The sequence below is a fragment of the Enterococcus pernyi genome (assembly GCF_045371165.1).
Lineage (GTDB): Bacteria > Bacillota > Bacilli > Lactobacillales > Enterococcaceae > Enterococcus_B > Enterococcus_B pernyi.
The window spans coordinates 22,119-38,544 of sequence record NZ_JBIQDM010000004.1 but is presented as its reverse complement, the minus strand read 5'-3'; the positions used below and the strand labels follow the sequence as shown (position 1 = coordinate 38,544).

The window sequence follows — 16,426 nt, the reverse complement described above, 5'->3', positions numbered from 1 at the left end:
GCTAACTCTCTATCTTGAAAGCCTGTTGTTTTTTTACTAACGCAATATCTCCTTCGGATATTTCTATTTGAGACAAAACATCATTTGTTAGTATTAAATTTAAGTAGTTATCCATGTCAATATTAAATTTTGCTTCATTCTGTAGTAAAAAACCGTTTGGTATAGTCAAATTTTTTTCGGACATAATGAATCCCTTTTCAAGAATGTATGTTCGTTTTCCAGGCAAAAAAATAATAATTAAACTGCAACTTCGTTTCTTACCATTTCTAAAATAAGATTTCTGATAGTAGATTCGCAATTGTAATCTAGTTCATAGTAGTCCATAAATGAAAAAATGTTTATTTGATATGGATCGATATGACATTCAGATAAAAAATCGTAGAGTAAATTCTCAATCATAAAGCGATCAGCTTCATATTCCATTTTAGTTCTGAAATAAAATATCTTGTAGAGCTCAATAAATTCTTTGTGATCTACAACATGCTTTATTTCATGATAAATTGTTTTTCTTCTGTCTTCTTGCGAGAGGCTGCAGTTAACGAAGATAATATGCTCTTCTTCGATATAGCAGCCATCTGATTCCATTTCAACATAAGCAATACCTACGCCACATTCATTAAGTACCGTTTCTAATAACTGCATACACTCACCTCACTTCGAACTTTGTCTACCTTCTATATAAGCGCGAATTGCCGCTCTATCTATCTCGGTTAGTGGTTTACCACCAAAAGTCATAGCGTTGTCGAGCATCTTGTCTAAGTCGTCAGGCACACGCTCCTGTGTCGAATTAGGGTTGTCTGTGCGTCCTAGTAAGTAATCAATTGATGTGTCGAAATAATCTGCTATTTTTTTTAACTTATCTGTTCCAGGTACTCTTTTTTTCCATTGATAAATCGTGTTTGTCGGGAGGCCTACTTTGTTTTCAAGTACTGAGACACTAATACTTCTAGATTTGCAGAGCTGCTTAATCCGTTCCACTAAAATTTCCATTTTAATCACCTTTAAAGCTCAGATAGAATATAACTAATATTTTCATTAGTTATTAGTTGACAACTAATGAAAATATTAGTATACTTCATTCATAAGCTAGTTATTTAGCTAGAAACAAAACTAAAGAGAACCAATAAAATTCAAATTTTCGAGGTCGGCAAACTTAGAAATATTGATTTATGGCTTTTTAAAGTCTTATTTAGCTATACCTATATACTAATATATTTATTAGTTAAATGTCAACGATTAGTTTAATTTCTAGCTATATTCCTAGCTTAAATATATGAGAAATGAGGTGACGTTATGGTCATTGAAGATTTTCATGAAATGGTCCTGATTCAAATGAAACGTCAAGATAAAACCTGGAAATACCTAGGAGAATTAATCGGAACTTCACCGACATACGCCAAGCAAATTGTAGAAGGTGTTCAAAAAGGCCCTAAAGCCCAGGCATACAAACGTACAATCGCCAACGATTTACAGATTGCAATAGTAAAGGGGGCGTAATCTATGTTTCAGCAACAAAGACAGTCAGTGACGGTGGATATTCAGGTTGATGACGCGTACTGGAAAGAATATGCAGACGCATACCTTAGAGAACTGTTTGAGCATTATCTACGACCACAGTTTTTAACTATTGCTGACATGGAAAAAATTACTCGTCGTAAACGAGCATGGATAATGGAGTACATCGTCGATGACCCATATGTTCGGAAAAACAAGTTAGCTAAAAAAGACACAGATGGTAAATGGCTTTTCGATGCCGAGAATATCCGCCCGTTTTTAAAACGATTATTTGATGATTTACCAGATTATTAGAGAATGGAGGCAACACAATGAATCAACCACAAATTTTTAATTTCGAACAAAACGAGGTTCGAACGGTTTTAGCAAATGATGAACCATACTTTGTAGGGAAAGATGTTGCAACAGCGTTAGGGTTTAAAGATTCGAATAACGCTTTAAAACAACACGTTGAAAATGAAGACAAAATCATAGGGTGCCAAAACACCACCCCATCTTTTAAAGATAAATTAGGAAGGAACCAGTATCCAACTTTAATAAACGAAAGTGGAGTTTATGATTTGATTTTTGGTAGCAACTTGCCGTCAGCAAAAAAGTTCAAACGCTGGGTGACAAGCGAAGTCCTACCAGCAATCCGTAAACACGGTATTTATGCAACAGATGAGTTGCTAAATAACCCAGATTTACTTATCGGAGTAGCAACCAAACTTAAAGAGGAACGTGCTTTACGATTAGTCGCTGAACAACGGGTAAATGAGTTACAACCCAAAGCGGAGTACTATGACAACATTTTAAAAAACAAAAGCCTTATGACAATCAGTATCATAGCTAAAAATTACGGCATGAGCGCAACCAAGATGAACAATCTATTGCATGATTTAGGTGTTCAGTACCGTCAAGGTAATGCTTGGTTACTTTATCGCAAACACCAAGACAAGGGCTACACACATACCGAGATGATCCCAGTACAAGGTAGCGAGAATTTGAAACCTAGTACTAAGTGGACACAACAAGGTCATATTTTTATCTATCAACTTTTGAAGGATAACGGAATACTTCCTTTAATCGAACAAAAACAACTCGCATAGGAGGTAACAGAATGAAAATCAATAAAAAATTAGAGAAAAAATGGCAAGTGTGGGAAACGATGATGGAAGGCGCTGAGATGTTTCTAAATGCTGCAAGAGATTTGGGTTCAACTGTCATAAACGAGGATGATGCTGTTGTTTGCCTAACTAGTGAAAAAATCCAATTAACCATAGAGCAATTGAAAGATGCAAAGGAATTAGTTGAAAAGCTAGAGTTTGCAGAAGAAATAGTAAAAACGCTCCCTACTATTAGAGGCAGTAAGGAGCATCATGAATTGAATGTTGAAAAAGTAACAGATTCTGATGAACAGTCATCTATTTTTTCAGGAATGACTTTTGAAAGGCCGCCAATTTCAAAAAAAGAATACATCGCTCTGTACGAAGATTATGTTAGGCGAGCGAGATTCTAGTAGTTACGGGATTCAAGTTCACTCATAAAACCATCGTTTATGAAAATCTTATCAAATTGTGCAATTGAAAGTCGTACATTTTTTAGCTCTGATGATAGATACGAGTATATTTCTTCAATATTTTTTTCAGATTGAACTAACAATTGATTTTCCAAAACGTGAATCCATGTATCGGGTGACAAAGACTCAATCTTTGCGCGAATCTTGATAGCTAGCTCTGGGTCAGCGACTTCAAGATAACGAAAGCTTATTATATATTTTTTCAATTAGTATTCTCCTTTCGATTATTTCAGCATTGCAGTGCTGATAATTAAATTATACCAAAAAGAAGAATCTCATAGGCACAACAATAACGAGAACCTGCACAAGCAGGGATGAGGAGGAATCAAATTTGATGTCGTAGATAGAATTGCGAATTTTCGACACTGAATACGGATATATAGGAGGTAATTTGATGGCATACACAGTACAACAAGAACACCAAATTCTCAATCTTATAAGGCTACGTAGAAAAGAATTACAGGATGATCGTGCAGCACTCAGAAAAGCCGATGAGCTTTCAGATAGACAAGCAGAGCTGATTGCGAATGAGCTTGAAGATTTACGCAAGTTAGAAATTAAAAATAGGGAGATAAGACTATGAAAAAGACAGACACGCTTTTTATCGGAGTCATTTTAGGTTTACTCGTACTAGTAGCGCACTACAGCGTAGTGGGAGGGAGTATTTTCGCAAGTTTAATGGTTTTGATAAACCTAATAGATTCGAAGGAAAGGAGAACGTATGGATCGAAAAGAAGCTTTGAAAAAAGGAAAGGTGATTGCTGATAGATGGTGGCGTGACAATAAGTCAACTTTCTTAAGTCAACAGGTGATCAATAAACAAAAGAAATGGCAGGAGATCAAATGAAACTAAGACAAAAAATAAAAGAGTATCTATTTTATAGACATGTTTTTTATTGTCCGGATTGTCGTCATACATTACGCCTTAACAATAAGTTACTACAACAGTGTCATCCATGGGATGGACCATATTGTCCAAAGTGTGGAGAAAAAATACAAAAAAAGTGACTCAGCCGGCAAGCATCGAGTCACTAAAGAAAATACATCTAAGGAGATGTTAACACATGAAAAAAGAACTTTCCACTCTAGATCAATATTTGACTGACCCCGATTGGGGACAAATGAATATTAAAGAAACAAATAACCGAAAAATTAGACGAAATCTTTTGACGGATGAAGAACTAGCATGTGATCAAGATGATCTGGGTAACTTTGTGAGTCTTTGGGATCATATCTATCTTATCCATCTATCAAAACATTCAAATAAACCAGAATATATCTACGTTATCGAAGATGGCTTGATTGATGCGCTAGAAGAGTATGAGAGAGGAAATTTGATCGATATCTCATACTACGGGCAAGGGAAAAAATACATTGCTGATCTGGAGGCGGTATTCGATGAGCGAAACGAATGAAACTACAAATTTTGAAAAGCTATTTAGTAGAAAACTCAATAAGTCTCTAAAGAAGAAGGGCAAGTTTGATTATCTGTCATGGGCACGAGCGTGGGAGATGATGAAAAAGGACGATCCAGAGGCAACAGTAACCATAAACGAGTATAAACATTACAGAGTAGTTTCAGGAACGCACCAAGACTTTCTGGTTGAAGAGTACAAACCTTATTTGACAGATGAAACAGGAACTTATGTATCTGTGTCTGTCACGCTAAGAGGCAGGACTGAGACAGAACTTTTCCCGGTGACAGATTACAACAATAAGCCAATTGCTAAACCGGATGCAAGTCAGATTAATAACTCGGTTAAGCGTTGTTTTGTTAAAGCTTTAGCTCTCCATGGGTTAGGATTACACGTTTATCAAGGGGAAGATATTCCAGCTCCACCAAAAATTGATACAAAAAAATTGAATATGCTTGAAGAAATAATTAATAACTTTAATGGAGAAATGGGCGAAGACATGGTGCCTACATTAATCGAATTTGTTAACGAACAGACTGTTAAACGGAATCTAATTGCTGAGAAAGTAAATGCTCTTGAGGATTTAACTTATGAACAATGCGGATTGATGGAAAGAGCAATTGCTAAAAAACGAAATGAATTAAGTAAGAAGAAGTGAAATAAGTGTTTAATTCATTAATCGATTCCTATTCAGCAGTTCTTAGAAAGTTCAAAGGAAAAGACATTGCCGCAACAATCAACGAAGAAGTAAACATTGAACGACTTAAAACGATGTACGAAGGCTATGAAGGTGATCGGATCATTGAAGTACGTTTCATCGATCCACGTCGCTTCACAGCCCAGCAAAGAAACTTCATCTATGCGCTCATAGGCGATATCTTCATTGATACAGGCACGCCAACAGATTTCTGGAAGGAATTCTTCTACTCTCGTTTTGAAGGTGTCACAGGGCGAAAAATAAGCCTCAAGGACGAATCGGATACAACCGTAAGTGACGCAAACATCCTAGCAAATATCATCTTAGATTTCATCTTTGAACATCATATTCCATTCAAAGAAGGTTATGAGATTTTACCAGCGAATCAAGAATACTACTTCTACAAATGTATTACCAAAAGAGTCTGTTGTATCTGTGGAAGAACAGGAGCGGATATTGATCACTTCGATAAAGCGTTGGGTAGACGGAAACGTAAGAAAATTGATCATTCAGAATACACTTACGCAGGACTTTGCAGAATACACCACACAGAAAAACATCAAATCGGTGTAACTAATTTTAAGAACAAGTATCAAGTCATCGGTATTAAATTGAACGAAGAAACGATTAAACGACTAAAAATTGGAGGCTAGGCACATGCCAAACTGGGCTGAAGGTACACTAAAAATCAGAGGAACTCAAGAGAATGTGATCAACTGTTTAAAAGAATATGTGACAGGAAATGTATATCCGATTTTCGAAAAAAATGAAGAAGGAAATGCGATTTTAAAACAAGGGCAACATGAAGTTTCGATCAAAAGGGATGAATGGGAATTTTCGATGAGTTGCAAGGACGGTTTTTATATTAAGAATACTCGAAGAGCTTTTATAGAATCTACAGAAATACAATTTTATTTGGAAAATGAGATTGGAAATGTTGAAATTACCGGCTTCAAGCAAGCTTGGTCAGTTGAGCCTAGTGGCTTTTTAGAAATGTCTAAGAAACATCAATTAGATATTAAAATCTTTGCATTTGAAAGAGGCATGGAGTTTACACAAGAAATTGAAATTATCAAAGGGGAAATAACTAAAGATCTTGGTAAAGAATATGAAGATTATTTTTGGAGTGTCCCTTTTGCATCAATAGGGGGATAAGAATGGCTGAAAGAAGAATGTTCGCAAAGACGATTATTGATTCTGATGCATTTCTAGATATGCCTTTATCAACACAGGCATTATATTTTCATCTATCAATGCGTGCAGATGACGACGGATTTATCAATAATCCTAAAAAAATTCAACGTATGGTTGGTTGTGGCGATGATGATTTAAAACTGCTTATGGCAAAAAGATTCATCTTAGTTTTCGAGAGTGGCGTGATCGTAATTAAGCATTGGAAAATACACAACTATATTCAAAAAGACAGATATAAGCCTACTTTATATCAAGATGAAAAAGCCCAGATAGCTGTCAAAGAAACGAATGCTTATACCTTTGTTGAAAACTTATCAGAACCTTCTGAAACCTCTACGGAACAACCTTCCGAAGATGTGTATCCATCATGTATACACGATGGATACAGTTTGGAGACACAGGTTAGGTTAGGTAAGGTTAGGTTAGGTAAGGATAGTAAAAAGATAAAAGATGTAACACCTTGTAAGTATTCTGACGAACACTTACGTCTTTCTCAAAAGTTACAAAATAATTTGACCAATGATTTCCCGAAGGAAATGGATAAAGTCGATATAAGCAAATGGGCTGACATAATTAGGCTAATGGAAAAACAAGACAAATTAAGTATCGAAGCTATTGAGTATGTGATCGACTGGTTGCCAACAAATGAGTTTTGGTTTGGAAATATAAGAAGCGCTAAGAAGCTACGGGAACAGTTTGAGAAGCTTAAATTTCAAATTAAATCAGAGAAAGAAAAAAATAAGCAACCTAAATCTGGCTATCAAAAGAATATAAGACGAGAGAAGCTTCCTGATTGGGTTGATAAGCCTCAAGAAGAAAAAGAACTTGATCCACAACAAAAAGCAGAAATCGATGCACGTTTCAAAGCATATTTGGCACAGAAAGCTCAAGAGGAAAAAGAAGATGACTGTTAACCACTTTATTGCACAACTTGAAATGATGCGTGTCGAAGAGTTAAGACGAAGTTTAGCTTATGACGATGAGTGGCTCAATGCGTTCCATACGGGACGTGAGAGCGCACTAGCACACGTACTAAAAATATTAAAGGAGGCGCAGAATGAATGTTAGATATGCGAATAGAGGACTATCGGATCGCAACTACAAGCGATTGCAAAAATATTGTTCTCTCACGTGTCGTACGTGATGAGTCTGAAAAGATCCAATATACCGAAAATACTAAAGGTGAGCAGGAAGAATCGACTTCCTTTATTGGTTACTATCAAACACTGACTATGTGTTTAAGAGCCATACAGCGTGACTACGTGCTGAGAGAAGGTCACGTGATAAAAAGTATTATCGAGTATAAAAAGGCGCTTGAGCGTATCACCAGACAGTTTGAATAGGTATGCACAATCGAAGGAGGATCAAATGAGTTTATCTAAGCAAGAAAAACGTTTATATCGAAAAAAGATGATGCAGATAATGAGAGGTCGATCCGTTGAGGATCTAACAGACGAAGAGCTTAAGAAGGTTCAGGTGATACGAGGCTTCATTGATTATGACACAATGGACGACTCACACCCTCTGCAAAAGATGAATTTTGAAACATTCACCTATGAAGATTATAAGAGACTACGAAAAACTGGTTACACTGTCAAAGCCATTAAAGAAGCACTTGGCGTTGGTGGTTCGGTTTGGGCCAAGTGGCGTGAACAAAATATTCCAGATAAAGAAAAAAATCAGTATATAAAAAGAAATCAAAAAAGGAAAAGAATCGCCGTATATCACGATGGAAAAATCTTAGTTCAGGGATTATGTGAAGATATCGGTCGGGAGCTAGGATTGAAGCCAAGCACGATATATACGTATGCAAAAAGGGAAACGACAGACGTTAAGAAACGAACATTCAAATACTTGGAGGAAGAAAAATGAAAAAACTAATAATGTTAATTGTGACTATAGGTATGGTTTTTAGTTTATCGGCATGTCGTCAAGCTACGAAAGTGTCTCATAACGTAAGCCAAGAAGCAGATAACTTCAATGTAATTCGTCGTGTCGCTGTTATGAACACATTATCTAACACAGTAGAATTTGAGGTTATTGGAAGAATCTCGGTAAACACTAGTAATTCTGAAAAGCTTGAGATACTAGTCGAAACGGAAGAAGGAGTTTACAAAAAGCATTTAATCAATATGACGCAGTTCAATATGTACGTGATAGAAGATCTCGCTGGCGCTGAAGTGAACCAATACAAATATGAAGTCAACTATATGCCTGAGAGCATTGTACCTTTCACCATGACAGAAAATAAGTAGGAGGGACAATAAATGGATGCACCAAAAGAATTATATTCAGATGCATTAAGAGGTGCTCGAAATCAGCTAAAGGGTGCAAAAAGAGCATATAAAATACAACCTACGCTCGAAAATGAACGCAGAGTAAAAGCAATTCGTCGTAGATGTTCCATTTATGGTAAGTTACAGAAAGGGGACAGCAAATGAAACGAATATCGATCAGTACAGCCATTCGTCGATTAAGAAGCTATCTATACGCATGCGCTACTGGCGAAGAACGAAAAGGCATAGAAAAGGCTATTGTTATTTTTGAGAGTATGGAGGACAGCAAATGACACCGAAGTTTCGAGCATGGGATAAGAAAAACAAGTCAATGCATGAAGTTGAATTAATAGATTTTAGCGATAATATAGGCTATTTATCCATAGAAAACGGTAGAGGTGATTGGTACAGCTTTGAAGTCGATACCATACTCATGCAATCCACAGGACTGAAAGATAAGAACGGTGTAGAGATTTTTGATGGGGATATTGTAGCGGTCGAAAATCATCCCTTTCAAAGAAAAGAAGATAGAGGTGTAGGAATAGAAATCGAAGGCAATTATGTAGTTGGATGGGATCAACTCGACTTAACATGGTGTGCCGGAAGTTTATTATTAGCTAGGCTAAAGCCTTATGTAAAGGTCGTCGGAAATTTATACCAGAATTCAGAGTTGTTGGAAGAAGTGAAGAAATGAGATTTTTAGACTTATTTGCAGGTATCGGCGGATTTCGATTAGGTATGGACTACGCTGGACATGAATGCGTAGGCTTCTGCGAGATCGATAAATTCGCAAGAGCTAGTTACAAAGCGATACATGATACAGAAGGAGAGGTGGAAATGCATGACATCACAACAGTATCAGATGAGTTTGTTCGAGGACTCGGACATATCGACATTATCTGTGGCGGATTTCCGTGCCAAGCTTTCAGCATTGCAGGAAAGCGGAAAGGTTTCGAAGATACTCGAGGAACTCTCTTCTTTGAAATTGCAAGGTTCGCATCTATTCTCAGACCACGCTATCTATTCCTTGAGAACGTCAAAGGACTCCTTAATCACGAAGGAGGGGCTACGTTCGAGACGATCCTCAGAGCCTTGGATGAACTCGGGTATGATGTGGAATGGGATTGTATTAACTCAGCGGCTTATGTTCCGCAAAACAGGGAGCGAGTATTCATTATCGGACATCTTAGAGGAGAACGTGTCAGAAAAGTATTTCCTTTCGAGAGAGATGACCAATCGCTTGTTGAGTTACAAAGACAACAAAGTTCAGTCAATACAATCACAGCAAGATATGGAGAAGCAGCAGGAGTCGGGTCGTACGTTATTGAAAGTAAACAGCAGAAACAAGTAGCAATACCAGTGCTTACGCCTGATCGCATAGAAAAAAGGCAAAACGGCAGACGTTTTAAAGAAGATGGAGAAGAGATGTTTACTCTTACAGCTCAAGATCGACATGGAATCCTAGTCAGAGAAGCAACTACAAAAGGATATGCAACAGCTTTACCAGGAGACAGCGTGAACATCTCTCATCCCAACTCAGAAACTAGGCGTGGACGTGTGGGTAAAGGAATAGCGAATACACTACTAACTGGTGAAGAACAAGCAGTTGTTACAGAAAACTATCGAATTCGTAAACTTACACCACGTGAGTGTTGGAGATTACAAGGATTCCCAGATTGGGCATTTGATCGAGCAAAAGAAGTAAACAGCGATAGTCAACTTTATAAGCAAGCTGGTAACAGTGTGACGGTGCCAGTGATTGCAGATATAGCAAAGAGATTGTGAAGGGAGAACAACAATGAAGACAATTAAACAATTGCAAAAAGAAATACACGAGAACGCAGTGAATCACGGATGGTGGGAGGAAGAAAGAGAATTCGGAACATTAATTGCTTTATGTCATTCAGAGTTATCAGAAGCGCTAGAAGAGTCTCGAAATGGTCATGACTTAAATGAAACATACATGGGCGAAAACGGAAAACTTGAAGGTGTACCGTCAGAACTTGCAGATGTGGTTATTCGGATCATGGATATGTGTGAAAGATATGAAATTGATCTACAAGAGATCATTGAACGAAAACATGAGTTTAATAAAAGTAGAGAGTATAAGCATGGTGGAAAGAAGTTTTAACAAGGAGGAACAGCGATGAATATCAAGGAAATTAAACGTAAAATATCAGATCGTTCTGCTATTGGACCAGAGGAGTTTCTAGCTGGACATATCGGTATGAGGGATTACGCTGTGGAGTTACTGAATGCACTAGATGAACCGCAGAAGCCAGTAGTGCCGGAGTTTGTGGCGGAGTGGATAGAATACGCTAAAAAGAAAGGCGATAGTCTAAGAGACTCTTTTAAGCCATGGATTCTCTATGGGGTTGAATACAGTAAAGCGGATAGATGGATCGATGATAATCAAGAAACATTCGCTCAAGCATGGTTATCTGGCTACGAGGTCGAGAAAGAGCCGTTGTATTATGTTTATTTACCGAAAATAATCGTGTTACCAGAAATGATGATTCCAGATATTGAAGGGGCTTATTTAATGAAGAGTGGTGATGAAGTTGAACTAGCCGATAATAATGATTTCGACGATATGAAGTTCACTGAATCAGAAATCAAAGCAATTGATGAAAGATATTGGTCGTTTGCTGTGCCGGTGGAAGAGGTGGCGGAGAAACATGGAATATAAAAAGAGACCAGCAATTGTAGAAGCAGTGCAGTTCAACTCTAGTTATTCGAAAAATTGGAAAGAGTGTCATGATTTCATCGGTGGTTTTAGTGGCGAACGTAATTTCATTGATGAAACTTGGCGTGAAAAAAATAGAAGCGAAAGAATACCTTGTGTTTCCACAGGCGATGGAATAAAACAACTTACTAATAAAGATTACATTGTAAAAGATGAGTTTGGGAACTTCCATATATATAAACCAGATGTATTTAAAAAAATGTATGAGGTGGTAGAAGAATGAGTGAATTAACTAAAGAATTAGAACAAGATAAAGCTTTTATAGAAAAAGTCGCAAACAGAATCTATTCAGATACGGATGATATAGAAAGAGTTACGTCAGAGCCTGAATGGATTTGTAAAATGACTGATATAGCTGATAAATATATTACACGTTTTGAGGCATCTTATAATTTTGCTAATAATCTTGCGGACGAACTATTAGCTTCTAATGTCCAACTCAACGGCAACCAGAAAGTCGTATTGGAATGGTTGAAACTAACTGCACCAACAGGAAAGCCAATGCAAGTTGTATTTTGGATGATGAACAATGCAGCATGGGGGCATCTTGATGAATTACGGGATCCTTTGCTGGAGTTAACAGATGATCAGCAATTCGAAGTCCTAGCAGCATTCGCTCAATGGGGATTAGAACAGGAGGCCGTCAATGAGAAATAAATACCCGGGCTATTGCTATCGATGTGGCGGCTTCGTTGATCGTGGTAAAGGACATTTCGAGAGGAAAAACGGACATTGGAGGATCCAGCACGCAGATTGCGCAATCAAATATCGAGGCACTAAAGTTCAAGGAAATGAGCAACGACCTAAACAGGAGGAAGCGGGATGAGTGGATATGGAAATTCTATGATAAATACAATATATAGTATGCGAAAGTATGTTCCTACAATATATTGTGGATAAACCTGTGGATACTGTGGATAACAAAAAAAGCCAACACTTTCGGTTGGCAAATCACTTTCTTCTATAAATGAATAAAAGAACAATTATGTAGAAGATAGATGTGATTATTAAACCTATTAAATAGAAATTGAACAAGTAAATAGGATCTGATAATGAATGATATACAATTTTTAAGATAAAGAAAATCGAAGGTAAAGAAGATAGAAGAAGTATGATGTCATATTTTTTCCAATTATGGAAGAATAGGAAAATAACATTAAAAATAAAAAAAGGAATCAAAAACAAAAGCATACTCAAATGTATCAAACAACTCACTCTTGTTTCCCCACAATAACGATAATAGCATTTTCCTTTTTTAGAAGAATGAAATTATAAGGATAAAACAGGAAAATATTTCAAATAAAACTTTGAGAAGAGTTGCAAGCAAAAAAAGCCGGATCGCTCCGACTGATTTAATAAATTCGCCAAGTTTATTATATCACAAAAAGGAGCGGTTTGACTTAATGCAATTACTAAGAGATGTAGACTTTAGGCAGACAAGATGTAATGCGAGAGATGTGTTGAAAAACTTCCGACGGTTGGAACGAATGGCAGGTCGTTCATTGATAGACATTAAGTCGCCGATTATAACCGACATGCCTAGATCGCCGAAACACGGCAACAAAACAGAAGATGCGCTTATTCAAATGATGGACCTAGAAGCAGAAAGAGATGCGATTTTAGTAGCATTGATGAGCTTGAGTCTTATCAGTCGTCAAATACTCTATTATAGTTTTTGCGATGTTAATAAGCACTCTAATTATGAAATAGGACAACTAATACAGGGGTATGGAGAGAAAAACGTAGAAAAGCTAAAGTCCAATGCATTAATCGAATTTGCAGAAGCGTATAAAAAAGGTTCATTGATAAAGTATCGGTAATTTTTTGTAGGGTTTTTGTAGGGATATTGTAGGGTTTTTGGACGAAAAAGCGTGTTAATATGATATTGTCGATAGATTAGGAAACAGGACATCGAAAAAAACAATTTGAAGGGAGGAAGTCTCCCTCATCGTTGTAATTAAGCTTCGATAGACAGCAGCAAATAAACTAAAGGATGTGGGGTTCAGCTCCTGCGGATAGTTCATATGTTGCTGTCTATTCTTATTATGTCGCTGTGGCGGAAGTAGGAGACGCAACGGTCAATGTGAATAACCTCGTGAGAACCTAGTAGGTTCTTGTGTGTAGTGCAATCCCACTCCAGTGACTTTGGGAGGACTTATTTAACACTGGTCAGTGTAATAAGTATCTGACCCATAACAATAGCAACTGAGGCTGTGGTAGGGAAGAGAAGCGGTTGTCAGGCTTGTGTAAGGTTGTTGGATTTGTTTGTATCTACAATATGAACATGCTTTACTAATTATCAAAAATTGTTTATCCTGTATGGAAAATGTTCTCAGAGGTGAAACGATTTATGTTAGAAACTAGTGAATTGAAAAAAGATGGCATCTACATGGCTAAAGTAGTCGGAGAAAAAGAACTTTATAAAATCAAAATTCGTAATATTTTAGAAAGAACAGCAGTCGTCGAGTTAGTGGACGACAGCAATAAGGTAGCTGTAGTTAAGTTAAAAGATATTAGAGAAGCTGTCCTATAAAGGATAGCTTTTTGTTTTGAGAAAAAAATTTGCCGGTATCAAATCTGGCAGATTGTAGGGCCTATTTACTTATAATTCGAGTTTTGCAACAAAAGCTACAAAATAAAAATTCGTCTGAGGGTCTTTTTAAGCTAATAGAGAGAAGAGCATCATTATGTTCTGTATGATACCCGATAGCAGTGATTTCATCTTTTTGTTTAATACGATGGCAAGTGCATTCGTGAATGACGAATCGATTATTCGATATTTTTAACTTTTTCTTTTTGATCACATAGTAAGGCATTTTACTTACCTCTCTTTTTTACTCTATTATACAGCGAAAGGATAAAAAGTCATGAAAAAGTTAAATCAGATGAATGATTAGAAGGGACAAGGTAAAGACTCGTAAGCAATACAAGCTACATTTTTTTACAACATTTGATCAAAGTGTATTGTCTAGGGAGGACTGTTTACACAAGTCTGTCACTTAGAATGTATGAGATAAACTTGGATGTTACAGAGTCTTGCTACCAATATCTTAGGAGGGAATTATGAAAACGAGGCAAATAATTTGGAGAAAGATTACACGCTAATCCAAGATGCGTCAGAGGCCAATAATCAAATTATATCAAAAAAGCCTATACTAGTTTCCGCTAGTATAGGCAAATGACTATAGTAAAAAACAGTTTACAAAAAACGAGCATTAATGTCTAGTGAAATCATTATTGCCCATTTATAAGAAAATCAAACACACTTCTCTGTGTAGTTACATAAGATCGTTCGTTGAGAGGTCTTTTTTATTTTGTCTTAAGGAGGAATGAACTCATGAAACAATACACTGATAAAGATTTTGAGGAAATGAAACAATTAAAGAAGGGCTTTGAAGAAGTTGGTCAAGGTCAAGTATTTACGATTGGAACTATTCAACGTAGATTACGTGTTGGAAAGGAACGAGCTACTGCTCTTTACAATGATTTGATCTCAGATAGAGAGAAGGCCACGTGATGAGAAACTACTGGTACGTATCACTATCTAATAGGTATCCACAGCCGAATGAAGGTGATCTAGTTAGAGTCGTCCAGTCAGTTCAGATCAAAAAGAAATACTCCATTGTAGAAATGAGCAGAGAAGCGACACCGAAAGAAATTGACAAATATAATCTTCGATACTGTGGATATGGCTACTTTAATGAATCACATATTGAAGAAAATATTAACAAGAATTCGAGGGATACAAATGCAAATTGAAGTAATGAAGTTACAGGACTTAAAGCCTGCTGATTATAATCCAAGAATTAAGTTAGAACCTGGTATGGCCGAATACGAGAAGTTAAAACAGTCCATTTTGGAATTCGGCTTTGTTGATCCACCTATTTTTAACAAACGAACAGGAAATCTCGTAGGCGGTCATCAACGGGTTGCTGTGGCTAAAGATTTGGGCCTATGCGAAGAGATAGAGGCATCTGTCGTTGATTTACCACTTGATAAGGAAAAAGCTCTTAATGTGGCTCTCAATAAGATTACTGGTCGTTGGGATGATGAAAAGCTTTCTGTTTTGTTGAAAGAATTAGAAAATGAAACCATTGTTTTAACAGGGTTTGAATCGGAAGAAGTAGAAGAATTACTTACTGCGTTTGAGTATAAAGAAGATACCGAAAAGCCTGTAATAGAAGATGGATTCGAAGTGAATGAATTTATAGAAAATCATTCTGATCCTAGAACTAAATATGGTCAACTATGGAAGCTGGGTAAGCATTATTTATTATGTGGCGATGCTACGAAAGCGAGCGACGTCGAAAGATTGCTACAAGGTAAAAAGGCAAATTTAGTTGTCACTGACCCACCATATAATGTAGCGGTGAAATCTGATAATAAAGAATTAAACGAATCTGGTCGAGATAAAATTATGAATGACGATATGAGTGATGAAGAGTTTGATCAATTTTTAATGTCTGTATTCCAAAACTATGCTGATTCTATGGAAGATAACTCAGCAATTTATGTCTTTCATGGATCTTCTTATCAACGAGAATTTGAAAATAGCATGAATGCTGCAGGTATTGTAGTTCGTTCACAGTGTATTTGGGTTAAAAACAATGCAACGTTTGGTTGGAGTCAGTATCGTTGGCAACATGAACCAGTTTTTTATGCATATAAGGAAAGATATGCACCTACGTGGTACGGAGATAGGAAACAGACAACGGTTTGGCAAGACGACTTACTAGAAGATTTACCAGCAACCATTTGGAGAGTTCCCAAAGATGATGTGAATGCATATTATCACCCGACACAAAAGCCACTATCATTAATTGCTATACCAGTAAAAAATAGTTCTAAAAGACAGGATATCGTTTTAGATTTGTTTGGCGGGTCTGGTAGCACATTAATGACCTGTGACCAGTTAGATCGTGTTTGTTATACTCTCGAATTAGATCCTCTATTTTGTGATGTAATTATTGAGAGATGGGAACGAGCAACAGGCAACGAAGCAATTTTAGTTTCAGAATAAAAAAG

The 16,426-nt window shown here is 36.8% G+C and carries 30 protein-coding genes and 1 pseudogene; 28 read left to right on the top strand and 3 right to left on the bottom strand.

Features of this window, described 5'->3' with window-relative positions; translation table 11 throughout:
* Nucleotides 1–237: 237 nt before the first annotated feature.
* Nucleotides 238–642, bottom strand: coding sequence for an ImmA/IrrE family metallo-endopeptidase (locus ACH0AK_RS06295; RefSeq protein WP_096081731.1), 405 nt, complete (start codon nucleotides 640–642; stop codon nucleotides 238–240).
* Nucleotides 643–651: 9 nt separating this feature from the next.
* The gene (locus ACH0AK_RS06290; RefSeq protein WP_074799438.1) at nucleotides 652–990 is read right to left on the bottom strand and encodes a helix-turn-helix domain-containing protein; all 339 of its coding nucleotides are present in this window, start codon (nucleotides 988–990) and stop codon (nucleotides 652–654) included.
* 303 nt (nucleotides 991–1,293) lie between these two features.
* Between ACH0AK_RS06290 and ACH0AK_RS06285 the strand changes: the two genes are divergently transcribed.
* The 4 genes from ACH0AK_RS06285 to ACH0AK_RS06270 are packed head-to-tail and all read left to right on the top strand — an operon-like array spanning nucleotide 1,294 to nucleotide 3,013.
* Entirely contained in the window at nucleotides 1,294–1,497 is a 204-nt protein-coding gene (locus ACH0AK_RS06285) for a hypothetical protein (protein WP_096081729.1), read from the top strand.
* 3 nt (nucleotides 1,498–1,500) lie between these two features.
* Entirely contained in the window at nucleotides 1,501–1,809 is a 309-nt protein-coding gene (locus tag ACH0AK_RS06280) for a DUF771 domain-containing protein (RefSeq protein ID WP_096081728.1), read from the top strand.
* Nucleotides 1,810–1,826: 17 nt separating this feature from the next.
* Nucleotides 1,827–2,603: a phage antirepressor gene (locus ACH0AK_RS06275; RefSeq protein WP_096081727.1), complete on the top strand. Its 777-nt coding sequence runs from the start codon at nucleotides 1,827–1,829 to the stop codon at nucleotides 2,601–2,603.
* Between the two features lie 11 nt (nucleotides 2,604–2,614).
* The gene (locus ACH0AK_RS06270) at nucleotides 2,615–3,013 is read left to right on the top strand and encodes a hypothetical protein (RefSeq protein WP_096081726.1); all 399 of its coding nucleotides are present in this window, start codon (nucleotides 2,615–2,617) and stop codon (nucleotides 3,011–3,013) included.
* On the opposite strand, the gene ACH0AK_RS06265 is transcribed toward ACH0AK_RS06270, so the two are convergent.
* On the bottom strand, nucleotides 3,010–3,279 hold the full coding sequence (locus ACH0AK_RS06265; RefSeq protein WP_023520241.1) for a hypothetical protein: 270 nt from the start codon (nucleotides 3,277–3,279) through the stop codon (nucleotides 3,010–3,012). The genes ACH0AK_RS06270 and ACH0AK_RS06265 overlap by 4 nt on opposite strands.
* A 188-nt stretch (nucleotides 3,280–3,467) precedes the next feature.
* Here ACH0AK_RS06265 and ACH0AK_RS06260 point away from each other — a divergent pair, with 188 nt between their 5' ends.
* From ACH0AK_RS06260 to ACH0AK_RS06145, 24 genes and pseudogenes are all read left to right on the top strand, one after another.
* Nucleotides 3,468–3,656, top strand: a complete 189-nt coding sequence (locus ACH0AK_RS06260; protein WP_010733950.1) for a hypothetical protein — start codon at nucleotides 3,468–3,470, stop codon at nucleotides 3,654–3,656.
* A gap of 138 nt (nucleotides 3,657–3,794) precedes the next feature.
* Nucleotides 3,795–3,920 carry a hypothetical protein gene (locus ACH0AK_RS06255; protein ID WP_499796795.1) on the top strand — a complete coding sequence of 42 codons (126 nt, stop codon included), beginning with the start codon at nucleotides 3,795–3,797 and terminating at the stop codon, nucleotides 3,918–3,920.
* 217 nt (nucleotides 3,921–4,137) lie between these two features.
* Nucleotides 4,138–4,488: a hypothetical protein gene (locus ACH0AK_RS06250; protein ID WP_271525993.1), complete on the top strand. Its 351-nt coding sequence runs from the start codon at nucleotides 4,138–4,140 to the stop codon at nucleotides 4,486–4,488.
* The gene (locus tag ACH0AK_RS06245) at nucleotides 4,472–5,146 is read left to right on the top strand and encodes a Sak single strand annealing protein (RefSeq protein WP_178946500.1); all 675 of its coding nucleotides are present in this window, start codon (nucleotides 4,472–4,474) and stop codon (nucleotides 5,144–5,146) included. Before ACH0AK_RS06250 ends, ACH0AK_RS06245 begins: the two co-directional genes overlap by 17 nt.
* A 5-nt stretch (nucleotides 5,147–5,151) precedes the next feature.
* Nucleotides 5,152–5,838 carry a putative HNHc nuclease gene (locus ACH0AK_RS06240; RefSeq protein WP_271525990.1) on the top strand — a complete coding sequence of 229 codons (687 nt, stop codon included), beginning with the start codon at nucleotides 5,152–5,154 and terminating at the stop codon, nucleotides 5,836–5,838.
* Between the two features lie 4 nt (nucleotides 5,839–5,842).
* Nucleotides 5,843–6,340, top strand: coding sequence for a hypothetical protein (locus tag ACH0AK_RS06235; protein ID WP_161643697.1), 498 nt, complete (start codon nucleotides 5,843–5,845; stop codon nucleotides 6,338–6,340).
* 17 nt (nucleotides 6,341–6,357) lie between these two features.
* Nucleotides 6,358–7,212: pseudogene (locus tag ACH0AK_RS06230) on the top strand (phage replication protein O); the annotation flags it as partial.
* Nucleotides 7,213–7,282: 70 nt separating this feature from the next.
* Complete coding sequence (locus ACH0AK_RS06225) at nucleotides 7,283–7,447, top strand: hypothetical protein (RefSeq protein ID WP_175401332.1); 165 nt, start codon at nucleotides 7,283–7,285, stop codon at nucleotides 7,445–7,447.
* On the top strand, nucleotides 7,441–7,722 hold the full coding sequence (locus tag ACH0AK_RS06220) for a hypothetical protein (protein WP_271525988.1): 282 nt from the start codon (nucleotides 7,441–7,443) through the stop codon (nucleotides 7,720–7,722). Before ACH0AK_RS06225 ends, ACH0AK_RS06220 begins: the two co-directional genes overlap by 7 nt.
* 25 nt (nucleotides 7,723–7,747) lie before the next feature.
* Entirely contained in the window at nucleotides 7,748–8,251 is a 504-nt protein-coding gene (locus ACH0AK_RS06215; protein ID WP_185953858.1) for a hypothetical protein, read from the top strand.
* A complete protein-coding gene (locus tag ACH0AK_RS06210) occupies nucleotides 8,248–8,634 on the top strand; it encodes a beta-sandwich lipoprotein (protein WP_034687964.1) in 387 nt (128 codons plus the stop codon). The genes ACH0AK_RS06215 and ACH0AK_RS06210 overlap by 4 nt, the downstream gene beginning before the upstream one ends.
* 12 nt (nucleotides 8,635–8,646) lie before the next feature.
* Nucleotides 8,647–8,820, top strand: a complete 174-nt coding sequence (locus ACH0AK_RS06205) for a hypothetical protein (RefSeq protein WP_198508209.1) — start codon at nucleotides 8,647–8,649, stop codon at nucleotides 8,818–8,820.
* Entirely contained in the window at nucleotides 8,817–8,948 is a 132-nt protein-coding gene (locus ACH0AK_RS06200; RefSeq protein ID WP_260653152.1) for a hypothetical protein, read from the top strand. The genes ACH0AK_RS06205 and ACH0AK_RS06200 overlap by 4 nt, the downstream gene beginning before the upstream one ends.
* Nucleotides 8,945–9,349: a YopX family protein gene (locus ACH0AK_RS06195; RefSeq protein ID WP_499796794.1), complete on the top strand. Its 405-nt coding sequence runs from the start codon at nucleotides 8,945–8,947 to the stop codon at nucleotides 9,347–9,349. Before ACH0AK_RS06200 ends, ACH0AK_RS06195 begins: the two co-directional genes overlap by 4 nt.
* Entirely contained in the window at nucleotides 9,346–10,440 is a 1,095-nt protein-coding gene (dcm, locus tag ACH0AK_RS06190; RefSeq protein ID WP_499796793.1) for a DNA (cytosine-5-)-methyltransferase, read from the top strand. The genes ACH0AK_RS06195 and dcm overlap by 4 nt, the downstream gene beginning before the upstream one ends.
* Nucleotides 10,441–10,453: 13 nt before the next feature.
* Nucleotides 10,454–10,786, top strand: coding sequence for a nucleoside triphosphate pyrophosphohydrolase family protein (locus ACH0AK_RS06185; RefSeq protein WP_347082600.1), 333 nt, complete (start codon nucleotides 10,454–10,456; stop codon nucleotides 10,784–10,786).
* A 15-nt stretch (nucleotides 10,787–10,801) separates the two neighbouring features.
* Nucleotides 10,802–11,344, top strand: a complete 543-nt coding sequence (locus ACH0AK_RS06180; protein WP_347082602.1) for a DUF1642 domain-containing protein — start codon at nucleotides 10,802–10,804, stop codon at nucleotides 11,342–11,344.
* Nucleotides 11,334–11,624 (top strand): hypothetical protein, encoded by a 291-nt coding sequence (locus tag ACH0AK_RS06175; protein WP_499796792.1) that lies wholly within the window; start codon nucleotides 11,334–11,336, stop codon nucleotides 11,622–11,624. Before ACH0AK_RS06180 ends, ACH0AK_RS06175 begins: the two co-directional genes overlap by 11 nt.
* Nucleotides 11,621–12,058 (top strand): hypothetical protein, encoded by a 438-nt coding sequence (locus ACH0AK_RS06170; RefSeq protein WP_499796791.1) that lies wholly within the window; start codon nucleotides 11,621–11,623, stop codon nucleotides 12,056–12,058. The genes ACH0AK_RS06175 and ACH0AK_RS06170 overlap by 4 nt, the downstream gene beginning before the upstream one ends.
* Before the next feature lie 746 nt (nucleotides 12,059–12,804).
* Entirely contained in the window at nucleotides 12,805–13,221 is a 417-nt protein-coding gene (locus tag ACH0AK_RS06165; protein WP_034687947.1) for an ArpU family phage packaging/lysis transcriptional regulator, read from the top strand.
* A gap of 530 nt (nucleotides 13,222–13,751) precedes the next feature.
* Nucleotides 13,752–13,934, top strand: coding sequence for a hypothetical protein (locus ACH0AK_RS06160; protein ID WP_023520218.1), 183 nt, complete (start codon nucleotides 13,752–13,754; stop codon nucleotides 13,932–13,934).
* A gap of 804 nt (nucleotides 13,935–14,738) precedes the next feature.
* Nucleotides 14,739–14,918, top strand: a complete 180-nt coding sequence (locus ACH0AK_RS06155; RefSeq protein ID WP_071866029.1) for a hypothetical protein — start codon at nucleotides 14,739–14,741, stop codon at nucleotides 14,916–14,918.
* A complete protein-coding gene (locus ACH0AK_RS06150; RefSeq protein ID WP_271525986.1) occupies nucleotides 14,918–15,160 on the top strand; it encodes a hypothetical protein in 243 nt (80 codons plus the stop codon). The genes ACH0AK_RS06155 and ACH0AK_RS06150 overlap by 1 nt, the downstream gene beginning before the upstream one ends.
* Entirely contained in the window at nucleotides 15,150–16,421 is a 1,272-nt protein-coding gene (locus tag ACH0AK_RS06145) for a site-specific DNA-methyltransferase (protein ID WP_438770837.1), read from the top strand. Before ACH0AK_RS06150 ends, ACH0AK_RS06145 begins: the two co-directional genes overlap by 11 nt.
* Nucleotides 16,422–16,426 lie beyond the last annotated feature (5 nt).

What these genes read in the sequence shown, in the direction of transcription:
- ACH0AK_RS06295 (WP_096081731.1), bottom strand. Translation starts at nt 642, where the DNA reads ATGCAGTTATTAGAAACGGTACTTAATGAATGTGGCGTAGGTATTGCT.
- ACH0AK_RS06290 (WP_074799438.1), bottom strand. Translation starts at nt 990, where the DNA reads ATGGAAATTTTAGTGGAACGGATTAAGCAGCTCTGCAAATCTAGAAGT.
- ACH0AK_RS06285 (WP_096081729.1), top strand. Translation starts at nt 1,294, where the DNA reads ATGGTCATTGAAGATTTTCATGAAATGGTCCTGATTCAAATGAAACGT.
- ACH0AK_RS06280 (WP_096081728.1), top strand. Translation starts at nt 1,501, where the DNA reads ATGTTTCAGCAACAAAGACAGTCAGTGACGGTGGATATTCAGGTTGAT.
- ACH0AK_RS06275 (WP_096081727.1), top strand. Translation starts at nt 1,827, where the DNA reads ATGAATCAACCACAAATTTTTAATTTCGAACAAAACGAGGTTCGAACG.
- ACH0AK_RS06270 (WP_096081726.1), top strand. Translation starts at nt 2,615, where the DNA reads ATGAAAATCAATAAAAAATTAGAGAAAAAATGGCAAGTGTGGGAAACG.
- ACH0AK_RS06260 (WP_010733950.1), top strand. Translation starts at nt 3,468, where the DNA reads ATGGCATACACAGTACAACAAGAACACCAAATTCTCAATCTTATAAGG.
- ACH0AK_RS06255 (WP_499796795.1), top strand. Translation starts at nt 3,795, where the DNA reads ATGGATCGAAAAGAAGCTTTGAAAAAAGGAAAGGTGATTGCTGATAGA.
- ACH0AK_RS06250 (WP_271525993.1), top strand. Translation starts at nt 4,138, where the DNA reads ATGAAAAAAGAACTTTCCACTCTAGATCAATATTTGACTGACCCCGAT.
- ACH0AK_RS06245 (WP_178946500.1), top strand. Translation starts at nt 4,472, where the DNA reads ATGAGCGAAACGAATGAAACTACAAATTTTGAAAAGCTATTTAGTAGA.
- ACH0AK_RS06235 (WP_161643697.1), top strand. Translation starts at nt 5,843, where the DNA reads ATGCCAAACTGGGCTGAAGGTACACTAAAAATCAGAGGAACTCAAGAG.
- ACH0AK_RS06225 (WP_175401332.1), top strand. Translation starts at nt 7,283, where the DNA reads ATGACTGTTAACCACTTTATTGCACAACTTGAAATGATGCGTGTCGAA.
- ACH0AK_RS06220 (WP_271525988.1), top strand. Translation starts at nt 7,441, where the DNA reads ATGTTAGATATGCGAATAGAGGACTATCGGATCGCAACTACAAGCGAT.
- ACH0AK_RS06215 (WP_185953858.1), top strand. Translation starts at nt 7,748, where the DNA reads ATGAGTTTATCTAAGCAAGAAAAACGTTTATATCGAAAAAAGATGATG.
- ACH0AK_RS06210 (WP_034687964.1), top strand. Translation starts at nt 8,248, where the DNA reads ATGAAAAAACTAATAATGTTAATTGTGACTATAGGTATGGTTTTTAGT.
- ACH0AK_RS06205 (WP_198508209.1), top strand. Translation starts at nt 8,647, where the DNA reads ATGGATGCACCAAAAGAATTATATTCAGATGCATTAAGAGGTGCTCGA.
- ACH0AK_RS06200 (WP_260653152.1), top strand. Translation starts at nt 8,817, where the DNA reads ATGAAACGAATATCGATCAGTACAGCCATTCGTCGATTAAGAAGCTAT.
- ACH0AK_RS06195 (WP_499796794.1), top strand. Translation starts at nt 8,945, where the DNA reads ATGACACCGAAGTTTCGAGCATGGGATAAGAAAAACAAGTCAATGCAT.
- dcm (WP_499796793.1), top strand. Translation starts at nt 9,346, where the DNA reads ATGAGATTTTTAGACTTATTTGCAGGTATCGGCGGATTTCGATTAGGT.
- ACH0AK_RS06185 (WP_347082600.1), top strand. Translation starts at nt 10,454, where the DNA reads ATGAAGACAATTAAACAATTGCAAAAAGAAATACACGAGAACGCAGTG.
- ACH0AK_RS06180 (WP_347082602.1), top strand. Translation starts at nt 10,802, where the DNA reads ATGAATATCAAGGAAATTAAACGTAAAATATCAGATCGTTCTGCTATT.
- ACH0AK_RS06175 (WP_499796792.1), top strand. Translation starts at nt 11,334, where the DNA reads ATGGAATATAAAAAGAGACCAGCAATTGTAGAAGCAGTGCAGTTCAAC.
- ACH0AK_RS06170 (WP_499796791.1), top strand. Translation starts at nt 11,621, where the DNA reads ATGAGTGAATTAACTAAAGAATTAGAACAAGATAAAGCTTTTATAGAA.
- ACH0AK_RS06165 (WP_034687947.1), top strand. Translation starts at nt 12,805, where the DNA reads ATGCAATTACTAAGAGATGTAGACTTTAGGCAGACAAGATGTAATGCG.
- ACH0AK_RS06160 (WP_023520218.1), top strand. Translation starts at nt 13,752, where the DNA reads ATGTTAGAAACTAGTGAATTGAAAAAAGATGGCATCTACATGGCTAAA.
- ACH0AK_RS06155 (WP_071866029.1), top strand. Translation starts at nt 14,739, where the DNA reads ATGAAACAATACACTGATAAAGATTTTGAGGAAATGAAACAATTAAAG.
- ACH0AK_RS06150 (WP_271525986.1), top strand. Translation starts at nt 14,918, where the DNA reads ATGAGAAACTACTGGTACGTATCACTATCTAATAGGTATCCACAGCCG.
- ACH0AK_RS06145 (WP_438770837.1), top strand. Translation starts at nt 15,150, where the DNA reads ATGCAAATTGAAGTAATGAAGTTACAGGACTTAAAGCCTGCTGATTAT.